Raw genomic sequence first — 16,286 nt, 5'->3', positions numbered from 1 at the left:
GCCTCATGGGGTCATGACAGTATGGCGATTACAACGCGAGAAGATGACAATCTCATGACACTTAGCATGGCGCGCCCGCAGACAGCGTCAAGACGACATGGCGCCGGGGCTACTGCAGATAGCTGCCATGCTCGGGACTGATCCGTCGGCAGGCCTGCGAGGAGGCGCTGTGAACCCACCCCAGGGCGCTACCTTGCGCCCTGCTGCGCTCACGCATCCTGCTTCGCTTGCAGGACCGGAGCTGGCCATCCTTGGCCAGCTCGTTCGGAGCAGTGCTCCGAACCCATGGCGCAAACCTCCTCTACGACCTGCCCCCGGCGTCCCTCGCAGAGCAGCTGTGATAGCACTCTCCTCAGATGTCAGGGCTGAGTGCTACCCCTCAGGCCAAAGCGTTAGCGCCAGGCCGGCAAACAGCACCAGCCCTGCCCAGTGGTTGTTGAGGAAGGCCTGGAAGCAGCGCTCCCGGGAGCGGTCGTGAATCAGCCACTGCTGGTAGACGAAGATCGCCGCCATGGCGGCCAGCCCCAGCCAGTAGAAGGCGCCGAGTGCCAGGCGCAGGCCGACCCAGCCGAGCAGGCCCAGGGTCACCAGCTGCAGCAGGCCGATGATCAGCTTGTCGGCGCGGCCGAACAGCACCGCGGTGGACTTGATGCCGATCTTGAGATCGTCGTCGCGGTCGACCATGGCGTACTGGGTGTCGTAGGCCACCGTCCAGGCCACGTTGGCGGCGAACAGCAGCCAGGCCTCGGGCGGCACATGGCCGAGCACGGCGCCGAAGGCCATGGGAATCGCCCACGAGAACGCCGCGCCCAGGAATACCTGAGGGAAGTGGGTATAGCGCTTCATGAAGGGATAGATGAAGGCCAGTATCACCCCGCCGATCGACAGCAGGATGGTGAACAGGTTGGTGAACAGCACCAGCAGGAACGCCACGGCCACCAGGCTGGCGAACAGCCCCTTGGCTTCCTGCTCGCTGATGCGGCCGGTGGCCAGTGGGCGATCCCGGGTGCGCTTGACGTGGCCATCGACGTGACGGTCGGCGTAGTCGTTGATCACGCAGCCGGCGGCGCGCATGGCGTAGACCCCGGCAATAAAAATCAGCAGGATGTCGCGGCTCGGCAGGCCCTCGGCGGCCAGCCACAGCGCCCACAGCGTCGGCCACATCAGCAACCAGGTGCCGATCGGTCGGTCGAGGCGCGTCAAGCGCAGAAAATCGGGAAGGCGTTTCAGGCCGCGAGGGCGAGCGGTGTTTTCCATGTCAGTCTCCAGCAGCGACGCGCCTCATCCTAGCGCGGTGGCAGCGCCAATTCATCCGCCATGGCATCGAGAAAGAACTCCTGCACCAGTACCGCGAAGCGTCCGTGGCGAAACACCGAGCGGCGACCCCAGGGACCCGATGGATTCAGTGCGCTGGCGAAGGGCGCGGGGTCGGCGCTGATCTCGATCGGGCCGCGTTCCAGGTCCGGCTGACGAAACAGCCAACTGCCCAGCGAGCGCTCGCCAAGCCGCTCGAGGCGCTGGCCGCGAAGCTGAGCCAGCGGCGCGACCGAGCGCGCCACCACCCAGGGGCGCTCGTCGACACAGAGCGCCACTTGGCGCAGCCATACCGCCTGATGCAGCGGCAGCCCCAGCGCGCGCGCCTCGTCGAGGCGTGGCCGGCCGAGGCGCTGCGCGAGCAGCCTGACGCGAAACGGGCGCCCCTCGGCGGCGGCGACCAGCCGCGCGGTCAGGGAGTCGCTGGAGGCGACCCACTGCCACCAGGCGGCGCTCATGGCCGGTCGATGAGCGGCGGCGGGCCGCCAGCGACAGGGCGGAACACGAGGGAGTAAGCGGTCTTGCACCGGCGGGCTCCGGGTCTAAAACGGAGCCGTAGTGTATCATGGGCGATCAATGATCCCGGTTGTCAGACCCCGATTCTCAGGAGTTTCATGGACGCCCCCTTGACCCTCATCGGCAGCGGCATGGCCGCGCTGGGCCTGGTTCGCCAGCTGCGCGCCCGCGATACCCGGCGGCCGATTACCCTGATTACCGCCGACAGCGGTGACGACTATTCCAAACCGCTGCTCTCCACCGGTTTTGCCAAGCGCTTGCCGCCGGAGCGGCTGGCAGCCCGCTCGGCGCTGGAGGTTGCCGAGCAGCTCGGCGTGGTAATGCGCCCGCACACCCGGGTCACGGCCATCGACCGGGAGGCAGGACGCCTGGCCATCGGGGCGGAAACGCTGCCCTACGGTGAGCTGGTAATCGCCACCGGCGCCGCGCCGCGGGTCCCCTTTGCGATTCCGGAGGCTGCTGCTGAGCGCGTTTTCACCATCAACGATCTCGATGACTACCGGGCTTTCCACTCAGCCCTCGAGGCGCTGGGGCGTCCGGCGCGGGTGGCGATCATCGGCGCCGGCCTGGTGGGCTGTGAGTTCGCCAACGATCTGGCCGCCGGAGGACATGCGGTGAGCCTGGTAGCCCCAGAAACCACGCCGCTACCGCGGCTCCTGCCCGAGCCCCTCGGCTGGGCACTGGGCGAGGCGTTTGCCGCGGCGGGCATCGACCTACACCTGGGGCGGCAGCTCGCCGGGTTAGATGCGGAGGGCAGTCGGGTGGCGGTGCGCCTCGAGGATGACCCGTCGCTCGAGGCCGATCTGGTGCTGGTGGCCACCGGCCTGGCGCCGCGCACTGCGCTGGCCGCCGAGGCCGGATTGACGGTCAGCGAGGCCGGCATCAGCGTGGATCGCACGCTGCAAACCTCGCAGCCGGGCGTTTACGCGCTGGGCGATGTGGCCTGCGTGGCCGGGGTCAATGCGATGTACGTCCAGCCGCTGCAGGCCAGCGCCAAGGCATTGTCGGCGACCCTCGCCGGGAGCCCCACTGAGGTCAGCTACGGCGCCTGGCCGATCCTGGTCAAGACGCCGCTGCTGCCCTGTGTGGCGCTGCCGCCGACCCGGCCGGTGACACGCTGGCGCATCGAGGGGGAAGGGATGGATCTGGCGGCCCTGGCCGAGGCCGAGGACGGACGTTTGATCGGTTTTGCATTGACAGGCGCCTGCGTCAGGCGGAAAGTCGAACTGGCGCGGGCGGCACCGGCGTTGCTAGTCTAGTGACGTTGCGTTGCGAGCCAACGGTCATTACCGCGTAACCAATACGTAAGTTTTTAGTAATGAACAATAACACGGCGGTATTTCCGCCATGCCAATGCCAAACTAGGAGGGCTGTATGCGCAAGCCAGAACTCGCCTCGGCGATTGCCGAGCGTGCCGATCTTTCCAAGGACAAAGCCAGCCAGGTACTCAACGTCATTCTCGACGAGATCACCGGCAGCGTGTCCAAGGGCCAGGACGTGTCACTGATCGGCTTCGGCTCATTCACCGTGCGCGAGCGTGCCGCACGTACCGGCAAGAATCCCCAGACCGGCCAGCCGCTGACCATTCCGGCCAGCAAGACCGTGGCGTTCAAGCCCGGCAAGGCGCTCAAGGACGCCGTCGCTAAGTAAGCGTAACGCGGTGCCCGATGACGCGACGCCCAGAGCCCAGGGATCATGCTGGCTGTCGGCGTCGTGTCCTTGTGACCCACTTCCATGCCAGGACATACCATGAAGCTGCGACTGATGCTGTGGCTGCTCGGCCTGTTGCTCAAGCGGGCACAGCGGCGTAAGCCGGCGTTTCGCCAGGCGCTTGGAGAGATGCGCGGCCTCGATTGGGGCATTGCTACCGAAGACCTGTCCATCGCACGTCACTACCGGATGTCGCCGCGTGGCATCGACACGGCCCCCGGCTTGCCGGTGGACCTCGATCTGGAACTGCGCTTTGCCGATGCCGATACCGCGGTGAAGGTGCTGCGCAAACCCACCCAGCGTAGCTTTCTCGACGGCATGATGAGCGGTAAGGTGCGTCTGGTCGGCGACTCCAAGGATCTGACCCGGTTGCAAAAGTTACTACGTCATTTGTAACGGGTGGCGGCTGCGTTGACGCTGCCGCTAGCCAGCCGTCGTTATACTAACGTATAACACTAGCATGCCGACTACCCTCTCGCTCCCTCTACGGCGTCTGTGGACGCTCGACAAGTTTGCCTACAGCCTGCGGGTCTTTCTGGCCTTCAGTGGCGCGCTGCTGCTCAGCTGGGCGGTGGGCGACGTGGCGCTGGTGATACCGCTGTTTCTGGGTATCATCGCCAGCGCGCTGTCGGAGACCGACGACAGCTGGCAGGGCCGCTTGCAGGCGCTGCTGGTCACCCTGGCCTGCTTTGCCGTAGCCTCGATCAGCGTGCAGTGGCTGTATCCCTGGCCGTGGCTGTTTGCCGCCGGCCTGGGGGTGGCCACCTTCGTGCTGATCATGCTCGGCGCCATCGGCCAGCGCTACGCCACCATCGCCTCGGGTACGCTGATCCTGTCGATCTACTCGATGATCAATATCGAGCATCACGGCGGCGTGCCCGATGATGGTCCTTGGCGGCAACCGCTGCTGCTGCTGGCCGGTGCGGCCTGGTATGGACTGATCTCGGTGATCTGGTGTGCGCTGTTCTCGCGTCAGCCGGTCAAGCAGAGCATGGCGCGGGTCTACAAGGCGCTGGGCGAGTACCTGATGCTCAAGTCGGCACTCTTCGAGCCGCTGCGCGATGTCGATATCGAGGCCCGGCGGCTGGCGTTGGCACGCCAGAACGGCCAGGTGGTGGAGGCCCTCAATCAGGCCAAGGAGATGATCTTCCGGCGTCTCGAGGGCCAGCGCGGCGACCGCAAGCTCAACCGCTATCTGCGCATCTACTTCATTGCCCAGGATATCCACGAGCGGGCCAGCTCTACCCACTACCCCTACGCCGCGCTGACAGAGGCGTTCTTTCATCACGATGTGCTGTTCCGCTGCCAGCGACTGCTCGATCAGCAAGGGCTTGCCTGTCGGCGGCTGGCCAAGGCGCTGCTGCTCAACCGCCCCTTCGATCACCACCAGAGCGAGCAGGCGCTGGAGGATCTGCGCGCCTCGATCGATAACCTGCGCGGCCAGCGCCGCACGGAGTGGCGCGAGCTGCTGTTCCCGCTCGACGCCCTGGCCGACAACCTCGCCACCCTGGAGTCTCAGCTGGCCAGTGCCCACAATCCGGATGTCGACGAGGCGCGCCGCGACGATAGCCTGTTCGACCGAACGCCGAGCAGCTTGGGTGACGCCTGGGAGCGCATACGTCTCAATCTGACCCTGGGCTCGCCGACCTTCCGCCACGCCCTGCGCTTGCCGCTGGCGCTGCTTGCCGGCTATGCGCTGCTGCAGTGGCTCGACCCGGAGCAGGGGTTCTGGATTCTGCTCACCACGCTGTTCGTATGCCGGCCCAACTTCGCCACCACCCGACGCTTCCTGACCCAGCGCATCGTCGGCACCGTGCTTGGTCTGGTCGCCGGCTGGATGTCGATCACGCTGTTTCCGCAGCCACTGGTTCAGAGCCTGATCGCGGTGATTGCCGGCGTGGCGTTCTTCGCCAATCGCGAGAAACATTACGTGATCGCCACCGCCGCGATCACCCTGCTGGTGCTGTGCAGCTTCAACCAGGTCGGCGACGGTTTCGACCTGATCTGGCCGCGGCTGTTCGATACGCTACTCGGCGCGCTGATTGCCGGGCTGGCGGTGTTCTTCATCCTGCCCGACTGGCAGGGGCGACGCCTCAACCGCGAGGCGGCCAAGGTGCTGACCAACAGCCGCGGCTATCTCGATGAGATCATCCATCAGTACGAGGCCGGCAAGCAGGACGATCTGGCCTACCGGCTGGCGCGGCGCAACGCCCACAATGCCGATGCCGCGCTGTCGACGGTGCTGACCAATATGCTGCACGAGCCGGGGCACTATCGTAAGGCGGAGGCCGACGATGGGCTGCGTTTCCTGGTGCTGTCGCACACCCTGCTCAGCCACCTGTCGGCGCTGGGCGCGCACCGTCACCGTCTGGCCGACGACGAGGATGATGCTTCCCTGGTGCCACTGGCGCGCGAGATCGGTGCCCTGCTTGGCCAGATCGCCGAGGCGCTGGAGGCGCGGCGTCCGCTGCGGGCGCTGGAGGCCGAGGTCAACGCGCTGCTCGAGCGGCTCGAGGCGCCGGCCGCGGAGAATATCGAGGCGGGCGTGCCCTATCGTCCGATTCAGAGCCAGCTGCGGCTGATTACCCAGCAGCTGGCGCCGCTTGCCGAGGCCGCCAATCGGCTGGTCATGGTCGGCGGCGGCAGCTCCCCCGAGGCACTTTCCGCCGCGCACTGAGGTGCCTATACCTGGCCGTAGCGACCGGCTTCCTCCCCCAGCCAGCGGCGGATCAGCGGCGGGCTGGCCTCGGGGGCCTGCTCGAGCAGCGCCCGGGCCAGCGGACTGACCTGCTCGAGCAGATCGCGGTCACGCTCCAGATCGGCGATCTTCATCTGTGCCAGGCCGGTCTGGCGGGTACCCAGCACCTCGCCGGGGCCGCGCAGCTCGAGGTCCTTCTCGGCGATACGAAAGCCGTCGCTGGTTTCGCGCATCACCCCCAGCCGCTCACGCGAGTGCGCCGACAGCGGCGGGCGGTAGAGCAGTACGCAGAAGCTTTCAGTGGCACCGCGGCCGACCCGGCCGCGCAGCTGGTGCAGCTGCGACAGCCCCAGGCGCTCAGGGTTTTCGATGATCATCAGGCTGGCATTGGGCACGTCGACGCCGACTTCGATCACCGTGGTGGCGACCAGCAGGTCGAGTTCGCCGGCCTTGAAGGCGTCCATCACCACGGCCTTGTCGGCGGCCTTCATGCGGCCGTGGACCAGGCCGATGGCGAGTTCCGGCAGCGCCTCGGTGAGCTCCTCGCGGGTCGCCTCGGCGGCCTGGCACTCGAGCACCTCGGACTCCTCGATCAGGGTGCAGACCCAGTAGGCCTGGCGGTCCTCGGCGCAGGCTCGGCGGATGCGCTCGACCACCTCGGGGCGGCGCTCGTCGGGCACTGCCACGGTCTGCACCGGAGTGCGCCCCGGCGGCAGCTCGTCGATGACCGAGACGTCGAGATCGGCATAGGCGCTCATTGCCAGGGTGCGCGGGATTGGCGTCGCGGTCATCACTAGCTGGTGGGGCGTCAGGCCGCCGGCCTCGCCCTTCTCGCGCAGCGCCAGGCGCTGATGCACGCCGAAGCGGTGCTGCTCGTCGATGATCGCCAGGCCCAGGCGCTGGAAACGCACGTCATCCTGGAAGATGGCGTGGGTGCCCACCACCATCCGCGCTCGGCCATCCTCGATGGCGGCCTTGGTATCCAGACGCGCCTTGCCCTTGAGCTTGCCGGACAGCCAGGCGACCTCGATGCCGAGCGGCTCGAACCAGGCGCGAAAGCTGCGGTAGTGCTGCTCGGCGAGCAGCTCGGTGGGCGCCATCAGTGCCGCCTGGCAGTCGCCGGCCAGCGCCTGCAGCGCGGCCATGGCGGCGACCACTGTCTTGCCCGAGCCGACATCGCCCTGCACCAGCCGCAGCATCGGCGCGGGCCGCTCCAGATCGTGGCCGATCTCATCGAGCACGCGACGCTGGGCGGCGGTGAGGGTGAACGGCAGTTGGGTGACGAAGCGCGCCTGCAGGCTGCGTCCTGAGGGAAGCCGGGGGGCGCCGTCGGCTTGAATGCGCAGCCGGATCTGGCGCAGGCTGAGCTGATGGGCGAGCAGCTCCTCCAGTGCCAGGCGCCGCTGGGCGGGGTGCTGTCCGCTGGCCAGGCGCTCCAGATCAGCGTCCGGCGGTGGCTGATGCAGATAGTGCAGGCACTCGTGCAGGCCGGCGAGACGAAAGCGCTCGCGCAGCGCCGCAGGGATGCCATCAGGCAGCGACTCGGGGTCGGCCTCCAGGCGCGTCAGGACCTGCTTGAGCAGGCCGCGTAGACGCGCCTGGTTGAGGCCCTCGGTGGTGGGATAGATCGGCGTCAGGTGCTCGTCCACTGGCGCTTCACCATGCTTGAGCAGGCGATATTCGGGGTGATAGATCTCCAGCCCGGTGGCGCCGGCGCGCGCTTCGCCGAAGCAGCGCACTCGGGTGCCGGGCTGAAACTGCTGCTGCTGAGCCGGCGAGAAGTGGAAGAAGCGCAGGCTGAGGATACCCGAGCCGTCCTTGAGCCGGACCAGCAGGCTGCGGCGCCTGCCGCGCACCACGTCGCTGGCCGCCACCTCACCGTCGACCACCGCCTCGATCCCGGCACGCAGGGTGCCGATGGGCGTGATACGGGTGCGGTCCTGATAGCGCAGCGGCAGGTGAAAGAGCAGGTCGGCGAGGCTGGCAATGCGCAGCCGGGCCAGCTTGGTGGCCAGCGCCTCGCCGACGCCGCTGAGTTCGGTGACCGGCTCCTCGAAGCATGTCATGCGGCAGCGATGGCCTGGCTACGGCAGCGGGCGATGGCGTCGGTCAGGGCATCGATGGCCTTGGGGCGCGGGAAGCTGGCGCGCCAGGCAATCGCCACGGTGCGCGACGGCGCTTCGGGGGTGAACGGCCGACTGGTTAACACCCCGCTTTCGTAGTGACCGGTGCCGATCGCCGACTGCGGTAGCACCGTGATGCCCAGCTTGGAGGCGACCATATGGCGGATGGTCTCCAGCGAGCCGCCCTCGGCGGTGAGGGTGTTACTGGGGCTATTGAGCTGGTGACTGATGGCCGGGCAGGTTTCGAGAATCTGATCGCGGAAGCAGTGGCCCTCACCGAGCAGCAGCAGCCGCTCCTCGAGCAGGTCCTCCTTGTCGATGCTGTTCTTGGCCGTCCACGGGTGGTCGGCGGGCATCAGCACCTCAAAGTGCTCGTCGTAGAGCGACTTGGTAAGCACGTCGGACTCGGTGAAGGGCAACGCCACGATGATCGCGTCGAGTTCGCCGCTGCGCAGCTTGCGGCGCAGCGCGGCGGTAAAGCCCTCCTCGATGTACAGCGACATCTGCGGGGCGCTGCGCGCCAGCTCCGGCACCAGGTGAGGAAACAGATACGGACCGATGGTATAGATGGCGCCGACGCGCAGCGGACTGGCCAACTGGTCCTTGCCAGCGTTGGCCAGTTCCTTGATCACGCTGCTCTGTTCTAGCACCCGCTGGGCCTGCTCGACGATCTTTTCCCCAAGCGGGGTGACCTGGACGGTGGACTTGGAGCGCTCGAACAGCGCCACGCCGAGCTCCTCCTCGAGCTTCTTGACCGCCACCGAGAGCGTCGGTTGGGAGACGAAGCAGCGTTCGGCAGCGCGCCCGAAATGACGCTCCTGGGCCAAGGTTACGATGTAGCGCAGTTCTGTTAGAGTCATAGCGGTGCCAGTGGGCATCCTCTCGAGCAGATGGATAGCAAATTTCCAATAGGGACTTTTTATCAAGGGGCGAGGGAAAGGTGAAGACGACGACACTGATTATTGGCTGTGGCGACATCGGCATGACCCTGGGGCGGCAACTCATTGCGGCCGGTCAGCGAGTGATTGGTGTACGGCGCCGGGCCCAGACGACCCTCAAGGATAGCGGAATCGAACCGCTGGCGCTGGACATCAGCGACCCGGCGGCACTGCCTGAGCTGCCAGACGCCGATGTCATCGTCTATGTGCTCAGTGCCGATCGCTTCGAAGAGGAGGCCTATCGCAGCGCCTATCCGGATGGATTGCGTGCTGTGCTCGGTGAATATGCCGGCCGCAATACGCCGCCCAAGCGGGTGTTTTTCGTTTCCTCGACCAGTGTCTATGCCCAGCAGGACGGTGAAACGGTGGATGAAACCAGCCCCACCGAGCCGCATGGCTTCTCGGGTATCCTGATGCGCCAGGCCGAGCAGGCGCTGATCGATCACCCGCTACCCGGCACCGTGGTGCGCTTCTCGGGCATCTACGGGCCGGGCCGTGACCGTCTGATCCGCCAGGTCAGCGAAGGGCGGATCGCTGCCGGGGCACCGCCGATGTACTCCAACCGTATTCATCGCGACGATTGCGCCGGGGTACTGACACATCTTATCCAGCGCACCCTTGAGCAGTCGCCGGTCGACGACCTCTACCTGGCCAGTGACTGCGAGCCGGCGCCTCTGCACGAAGTGATGCTGTGGCTGGCCGGCAAGCTCAAGGTCGAATCCACCGAAACCATTCAGTCGCCGCTGCGCCGCCGCGCCAGCAAGCGCTGTGACAACAGCCGGCTGCGCGAGAGCGGCTATGTGTTCCGCTATCCAACCTACCGCGAGGGTTATGCCCAGGTGCTCAAGGAGGGCGGCTTTCTGCCCGAACAGGCGTAGTCTCGAGCGCCCAGCGGCTTATAGTGGGAAGCGATAACCCAGCGAAAGGGTTTCGAAGCCCTCATTCGGCCGCTTGAGCCCAGCGTTGGAGTAGTGGATCAGGCTGGCCGAGAGTTCGCCGCTGCCCAGCGGGAGGCCGAGGGCAAGGCGATCCTCGAACTGGAAGGCGGTAGAAAGGTGACGATCCTCATGGCGAGTATTGAGGAATACGGCCGCACCGATGCCGGCCTCGGCGAACACGCCGCGTTCGCCGGCGAAGGTCCAGCGCAGCGCCGGGGTCAGCGTCCAGGCGGCATTGTCGTCGCGGTCATCCCCCGGCAGCAGTAGCAGCCCGCTACCCAGCCTCAGCGCCAGCTGCGGATGCCAGCGGGAGAGGCTGAAGGTGCGGTCCAGTCCCAGGCTGATAGCCGGGGTGCCCTCGCTGGTGGCACCCAGCGTGACATAGCCGTCGGCCTGACTCGCCGCGGGTGCGCTCACCAGTGTCAGGCCGGGCAGCAGCGCGGCAGCCAGGCGTTTAAGCGTTGCTCGTTTCATGTGCTTTTCCTGCGTTCGTCCCTGAATTCATTCGCCTTGTTAAGCGAGTTTACGTCAGAAACGATTAGCAGGAAAACGACCTCAGTCGCCGATCACCATCACCGCTTCGGCTTCGACCTGACTGCCCTTGGGCAGCGCCTTGACGCCCACCGCGGCGCGTGCCGGGAAGGGCGCGTCGAAGAACTCCTCCATGACCTTGTTGACGATGGCGAAGTTGTCGAGATCGACCAGGTATAGGTTGATCTTGACCACGTCGGCCAGGGTGCCAGCCGCCTCTTCACAGACCGCTTGGAGATTGCTGAAAACCTGGCGGGCCTGGGCTTCGAAGTCTTCGGAAACCAGCGCCATGGTGGCGGGGTCGAGAGGTATCTGCCCAGACAGGTAGACGGTGTTGCCGGCCTTGATGGCCTGGGAATAGGGGCCGATGGCGGCGGGTGCCTTGTCGGTGTTGATCACGGCCTTGTTGCTCATGATGTCTCCCTCGCGTAGTGCGCTATGGTGCATTGTGATGAATGTAATGTAACAACGTCGGCCCCGCTGCGGCTCGCCGCAGCGGGGCCTAGGGGCGTGCTCAATTGGTGGCGCGCTGAATCTTGCCGACGTGGGGCAGGTTGCGGATGCGCTTGATGATCCGCGCCAGATGCACTCGGTCGCGTACGGCGAGTGTCAGGTTCACGATCGATAGCCGCGCGTCGCGCTCCTCGATGCCAATGCGTTCGATATTGGCATCGGCATCGGTCACCAGGCCGGCCAGCTCGGCGACCAGCCCGCGGCGGCTCTCGACTTGAATGCGCAGCGCCACCGGGAAGTCGGCCTCCTGGTTCTCGGACCACTCCAGAGCAAACAGCTTTTCCGGGTCGCTGCGCAGGTCGTCGAGGTTACGACACTCGGCGCGGTGCACCACGATGCCCTTGCCCACCGAGGTGTGCCCGATTACCGGGTCGCCCGGCAGCGGATGGCAGCAGCGGGCGAAGTTGATCACCATGCCCTCGGCACCGCTGATCATGATCGGCCCATGCGTGTCGCTGCGTTGGCCGCGCGCTTCGGGCGCGTCCTGCAGTGCCTCGGCAAGCCGGCGCGCTACCGCATAGGCCATACGCGTGCCCAGGCCGATCGACTCCAGCAACTCATCCTGCTGCTTGACGCCGAGCTCGTCGAGATGCGCAGCGAGATGCCCCTCGGGAAGCTCTTCGAGGCTGGTCTCGAAATCCGCCAGGGCCTTGTTGAGCAGCCGGCGGCCGAGCTGCACCGACTCGGTGTGCTGCTGGTGCTTGAGGGCGTGGCGGATCGCCGAGCGTGCCTTGGCGGTGATCACGAACGACAGCCAGGTGGTATTGGGTCGCGCACCCGGGGCGGTGATGATCTCCAGGGTCTGGCCACTCTCCAGGCGGCTCGACAGCGGCGCCAGGTGGCGGTCGATGCGACACGCGATGCAGCTGTTGCCGATATCGGTGTGTACGCTGTAGGCGAAGTCGATCACCGTGGCGCCCTGGGGCAGCTCCATGATGTCGCCCTTGGGGGTAAACACGTAGATATCGTCGGGGAACAGGTCGTTCTTGACGTGCTCGATGAACTCCAGCGGGTTGCCGGCGTGGCGCTGCATCTCGAGCAGGCCTCGCACCCACTCGCGGGCCCGGGCGTGACTGCCCGCGGCGATCGGCCGCTTGGTCTGGCCGGCCTTGTAGAGCCAGTGGGCGGCGATGCCGTTGTTGGCCATGGCCTCCATCTCACGGGTGCGGATCTGCACCTCGATGGGCATCCCGCCGCTGCCGAACAGGGTGGTATGCAGGCTCTGGTAGCCGTTGGCCTTGGGGATGGCAATATAGTCCTTGAAGCGGCCCGGCACCGGCTTGTAGAGGTTGTGCACCGCACCGAGGATGCGATAGCAGCTGTCGACATCGTCGGTGATGATGCGGAAGCCGAACACGTCCATGATCTCGGCGAAGGACTTACGCTGGTCGCGCATCTTCTTGTAGATCGATAGCAAGTGCTTCTGGCGGCCGATCACGGTGCCCGGCAGGCCGTCGTCGTCGAGGCACTTTTGCAGGCTGCTCTGGACCTGGCGAATGGTCGAGCGGCGGTGGCCGCGGGCCTTGCTGACGGCACGCTTGATGCGCTCCGAGCGCATCGGGTGCAGCGCCTGGAAGGAGAGGTCCTCGAGCTCGACGCGGATGGTGTTGATGCCCAGTCGGCTGGCGATGCGGGCGTAGATCTCTAGCGTCTCGCGGGCGATGCGGCGCTTCTTGTCGGGGCGCAGGGCGCCCAGGGTGCGCATGTTGTGCAGCCGGTCGGCGAGCTTGACGATGATCACGCGGATATCCCGCGACATCGCCAGCACCATCTTCTGGAAGTTCTCGGCCTGGGCGACCGCCTTGTCTTCGAAGGTGATCTGGGTCAGCTTGGAGACGCCGTCGACCAGCTCGGCTACCGCTTCGCCGAACTGCTCGCCGAGTGCCTCCTTGGAGACACCGGTGTCCTCGATCACGTCGTGCAGCATGGCCGCCATCAGGCTCTGATGGTCCATGTGCATGTTGGCGAGAATATTGGCTACGGCGAGCGGGTGGGTAACATAGGGCTCACCGGAGCGCCGCCGCTGGCCGTCATGGGCCTGTTCGGCGTAGTAGAAGGCACGCTTGACCTGGCAGATCTCTTCAGGGGGAAGATAGCCGCCGAGGCGGTCGGCCAGGTCATCGATGGTGAACATGCAGCGCGCCTATCCCCGGGTGGTCAATGAATCACTCTTCACCCATTTCCGGCTCACGACGCACCCGTACCGGGGCGGCTTCCACCGGCTCGTCGAGCACGTTCTCGTCGATCTTGCCGGCGGCAATTTCGCGCAGCGCCATCACGGTGGGCTTGTCATTCTCCCAAGGCAGCAGAGCATCGCGTGAACCGCGGGCCAGCTGGCGGGCGCGCTGGGTGGAGATCATCACCAGCTTGAACCGGTTTTCGACGTTCTCGAGACAATCTTCAACGGTGACTCGCGCCATGTGCAGGTACCTGACTTCGATGTAGGACAAAAAATGGCGAAAGAACGGCCAACTTGGCCATTCGATGCTATGGAGGACAGAAGAGTCTACTCGACCCCCTCATCTCCTGACAAGAGCGCCTGCAGCAGCGGCGCCTGGGCCTCGCGGACCCGGGCCAGCTGCGAACGGGCCGCCCGCACCAGCGCTTCGAGGTCGCCGAGCGCGGTGGTGAAGTCGTCGTTGATGATCACATGGTCATACTCGTCGTAGTGCGACATCTCGCTGACCGCATCGCCCATGCGCCGCTCGATGACGGCGTCATCGTCGGTGGCGCGCGCCGAGAGGCGCTTACGCAGGGTCGCCAGCGACGGCGGCAGGATGAACACCGACTCGGCCTCCGCGACTTGCTCGCGCACCTGGCGCGCGCCTTGCCAGTCGATCTCCAGGATCACGTCGGTCCCTGCGGCCAGCAGCGCTTGCACCGCCGGGCGCGAGGTGCCGTAGTAGTTATCGAATACCCGGGCGTGTTCGAAGAAGTCCCCGCGCTCGATCATCGCCTCAAAGCTGGAAACCTCGACGAAGTGGTAATTCACGCCGTCGAGCTCGCCGGGGCGCATGGCGCGAGTGGTGTGCGATACTGAGACCTGGAGGCCGTCGAGGCGCTCGAGCAGCGCCCGCACCAGGCTGGTCTTGCCGGCACCGGACGGGGCGGAAACGATAAACAGCGTGCCTTGGGACATTGCGGCTCCGGATCGCTGGGCCTCGCGGACGGGGCGAGGCGGGCTGGCGTGATGGCGCAGGGGCGCCGCGAGGTCGCCAGTATACGTGGCCGTAGCCGCCTCCGTCATGTCTCCCCCCTGGGCGCCCGCCACGTGCGTTACCCGATATTTACGTCCACACTGATTTGGTGACCGTCCTCATCTTAAAGTAACAAAGCGTGCCACAGCCGGATTCTGCAGGGATGAAAAGGCTGACCCGACAGAGCCGGTCCTATCCTGATGAAAGGGAGAACGTCCATGGCCACTGGTGTCTGGGTAAGTCTGTTCGGCTACTTCGCGCTGATGATCGCGATTGGCATTTATGCCATGCGCAAAGCGACCGCTTCGTCTGAGGATTACATGCTCGGAGGTCGGGGCCTCAGCCCCAAGGTGGCGGCACTCTCCGCCGGTGCCTCGGACATGAGCGGCTGGCTGCTGCTGGGCTTGCCCGGTGCCTTGTTCGTCTCCGGACTGGGCTCGGCCTGGATCGGCATCGGCCTGTTGGTGGGGGCCTTCTTCAACTGGACCCTGGTGGCGCCCCGGCTGCGAGAACAGACCGTTCACTACGGCAATGCGATTACCATCCCGGCGTTCCTGGCCAACCGCTTTCCGACGCGAGCACTCTCTTTGAGGACGGTATCCGCGATCGTCATCGTGATCTTCTTTGCGGTCTACACCGCCTCGGGCCTGGTGGCGGGTGGCAAGCTGTTTGAAAGCGCATTTTCCGGGATCTACAACTTCGGTGACATGAGCAACTATGCCATGGGGGTCATGATCACGCTGGGCGTGGTGCTTATCTATACCGTCGTCGGCGGCTTCCTGGCCGTCAGCATGACCGACTTCGTGCAGGGTTGCATCATGATGCTGGCGCTGGTGATCATGCCGGCGGTGGTGCTTTTCGGCGAGGGCGGTGGTGGTTTCGGCCAAGCGTCGCAGACCCTGAATGAGGTCGATCCCACGCTGCTGTCCTGGACCTCGGGACTGACCTTCATCGGCTGGCTGTCAGCGGTCACCTGGGGGCTGGGGTACTTTGGGCAGCCGCACATCATCGTGCGTTTCATGGCGATCCGCTCGCTGAAGGACGTACCCATCGCCCGCAACATCGGCATGAGCTGGATGCTTATCTCTCTGGTCGGTGCGGTCTCCCTGGGTATCTTCGGCCGCGCCTATGCGATCCGTAACGGACTCGACGTTCAGGATCCGGAAACCATCTTCATCATCCTGGCCGACCTGCTGTTCCATCCGCTGATCACCGGTTTCCTCTATGCCGCGCTGCTGGCCGCCATCATGAGCACCATTTCCAGCCAACTGCTGGTGTCGTCGTCATCGCTGACCGAGGATTTCTATCGGCTGTTCCTGCACAAGAAGGCAAACGAGCAGCAGTGCGTGGCGGTGGGACGTGTCTGCGTGGTACTGGTGGGCATCGTGGCCGCGATCATTGCCTCCGACGAAGACTCTCAGGTACTGGGGCTGGTCAGTAACGCCTGGGCAGGCTTCGGCGCGGCGTTCGGCCCGCTGATCATCATGTCGTTGATGTGGCCACGCACCAACGGTGCGGGTGCCATCGCCGGCATGGTGGTGGGTGCCGCCACCGTCATGATCTGGATCACCCTGGGCTGGAACGGAGCGTTCATGGGTGGCCCCGGTGTGTACGAGATTATTCCTGGCTTCATCGCTTCCATGCTGGCCATTGTGGTGGTGAGCAGCGTGACGGCCGATGCCGGTGAATATCAGCACATTACTCGCTAGCAAGCGCTAGCAGCACGCCTTCGACGTAGGACAGGGCTCCTGGTGGAGCTCTGGCTGCGCGGCGCATTAATGCTACGTCTCGGGTAGCAAGGAGCGATT

15 protein-coding genes are annotated in these 16,286 nt (G+C 65.6%); 6 read left to right on the top strand and 9 right to left on the bottom strand.

The window, feature by feature from the left end:
• Positions 1-372: 372 nt before the first annotated feature.
• Entirely contained in the window at positions 373-1,257 is an 885-nt protein-coding gene (gene ubiA / locus BLT16_RS07780; protein ID WP_089657965.1) for a 4-hydroxybenzoate octaprenyltransferase, read from the bottom strand.
• 29 nt (positions 1,258-1,286) lie between these two features.
• Positions 1,287-1,772, bottom strand: coding sequence for a chorismate--pyruvate lyase family protein (locus BLT16_RS07775; protein WP_089657964.1), 486 nt, complete (start codon positions 1,770-1,772; stop codon positions 1,287-1,289).
• 156 nt (positions 1,773-1,928) lie between these two features.
• Here BLT16_RS07775 and BLT16_RS07770 point away from each other — a divergent pair, with 156 nt between their 5' ends.
• The 4 genes from BLT16_RS07770 to yccS all read left to right on the top strand — a co-directional run bounded on the left by BLT16_RS07770 (position 1,929) and on the right by yccS (position 6,217).
• Entirely contained in the window at positions 1,929-3,089 is a 1,161-nt protein-coding gene (locus BLT16_RS07770) for an FAD-dependent oxidoreductase (RefSeq protein WP_089657963.1), read from the top strand.
• A 115-nt stretch (positions 3,090-3,204) separates the two neighbouring features.
• Positions 3,205-3,480, top strand: coding sequence for an HU family DNA-binding protein (locus BLT16_RS07765; RefSeq protein WP_043531173.1), 276 nt, complete (start codon positions 3,205-3,207; stop codon positions 3,478-3,480).
• Positions 3,481-3,579: 99 nt separating this feature from the next.
• Positions 3,580-3,936 (top strand): hypothetical protein, encoded by a 357-nt coding sequence (locus tag BLT16_RS07760; protein ID WP_089657962.1) that lies wholly within the window; start codon positions 3,580-3,582, stop codon positions 3,934-3,936.
• Between the two features lie 64 nt (positions 3,937-4,000).
• Entirely contained in the window at positions 4,001-6,217 is a 2,217-nt protein-coding gene (gene yccS, locus BLT16_RS07755) for a YccS family putative transporter (protein ID WP_089657961.1), read from the top strand.
• 5 nt (positions 6,218-6,222) lie between these two features.
• Here the strand turns inward: yccS and recG are convergent, their stop codons facing one another.
• The gene (recG, locus tag BLT16_RS07750) at positions 6,223-8,304 is read right to left on the bottom strand and encodes an ATP-dependent DNA helicase RecG (protein ID WP_089657960.1); all 2,082 of its coding nucleotides are present in this window, start codon (positions 8,302-8,304) and stop codon (positions 6,223-6,225) included.
• The gene (locus BLT16_RS07745; protein WP_089657959.1) at positions 8,301-9,221 is read right to left on the bottom strand and encodes a hydrogen peroxide-inducible genes activator; all 921 of its coding nucleotides are present in this window, start codon (positions 9,219-9,221) and stop codon (positions 8,301-8,303) included. The genes recG and BLT16_RS07745 overlap by 4 nt, the downstream gene beginning before the upstream one ends.
• A gap of 80 nt (positions 9,222-9,301) precedes the next feature.
• Between BLT16_RS07745 and BLT16_RS07740 the strand changes: the two genes are divergently transcribed.
• On the top strand, positions 9,302-10,177 hold the full coding sequence (locus tag BLT16_RS07740) for an SDR family oxidoreductase (protein ID WP_089657958.1): 876 nt from the start codon (positions 9,302-9,304) through the stop codon (positions 10,175-10,177).
• 18 nt (positions 10,178-10,195) lie between these two features.
• On the opposite strand, the gene BLT16_RS07735 is transcribed toward BLT16_RS07740, so the two are convergent.
• The 5 genes from BLT16_RS07735 to gmk form a co-directional block, all read right to left on the bottom strand.
• Positions 10,196-10,711 carry an acyloxyacyl hydrolase gene (locus BLT16_RS07735; RefSeq protein ID WP_089657957.1) on the bottom strand — a complete coding sequence of 172 codons (516 nt, stop codon included), beginning with the start codon at positions 10,709-10,711 and terminating at the stop codon, positions 10,196-10,198.
• An 81-nt stretch (positions 10,712-10,792) separates the two neighbouring features.
• Positions 10,793-11,182, bottom strand: coding sequence for a RidA family protein (locus tag BLT16_RS07730; RefSeq protein ID WP_089657956.1), 390 nt, complete (start codon positions 11,180-11,182; stop codon positions 10,793-10,795).
• Positions 11,183-11,282: 100 nt separating this feature from the next.
• Positions 11,283-13,415, bottom strand: coding sequence for a bifunctional GTP diphosphokinase/guanosine-3',5'-bis pyrophosphate 3'-pyrophosphohydrolase (gene spoT / locus BLT16_RS07725; protein ID WP_089657955.1), 2,133 nt, complete (start codon positions 13,413-13,415; stop codon positions 11,283-11,285).
• 31 nt (positions 13,416-13,446) lie between these two features.
• Complete coding sequence (rpoZ, locus tag BLT16_RS07720; RefSeq protein WP_089657954.1) at positions 13,447-13,701, bottom strand: DNA-directed RNA polymerase subunit omega; 255 nt, start codon at positions 13,699-13,701, stop codon at positions 13,447-13,449.
• An 86-nt stretch (positions 13,702-13,787) separates the two neighbouring features.
• Entirely contained in the window at positions 13,788-14,420 is a 633-nt protein-coding gene (gene gmk / locus BLT16_RS07715; protein ID WP_089657953.1) for a guanylate kinase, read from the bottom strand.
• 276 nt (positions 14,421-14,696) lie between these two features.
• On the opposite strand from gmk, the gene putP reads away from it, so the two are divergent.
• Positions 14,697-16,187 (top strand): sodium/proline symporter PutP, encoded by a 1,491-nt coding sequence (putP, locus tag BLT16_RS07710; protein WP_089657952.1) that lies wholly within the window; start codon positions 14,697-14,699, stop codon positions 16,185-16,187.
• The last annotated feature ends 99 nt before the right edge of the window (positions 16,188-16,286 follow it).

Source organism: Franzmannia pantelleriensis, assembly GCF_900102875.1.
In the GTDB taxonomy this organism is placed as follows: domain Bacteria; phylum Pseudomonadota; class Gammaproteobacteria; order Pseudomonadales; family Halomonadaceae; genus Franzmannia; species Franzmannia pantelleriensis.
Note: the sequence above shows the minus strand (reverse complement) of the source record. Positions and strands in the feature narration are given on the sequence as shown.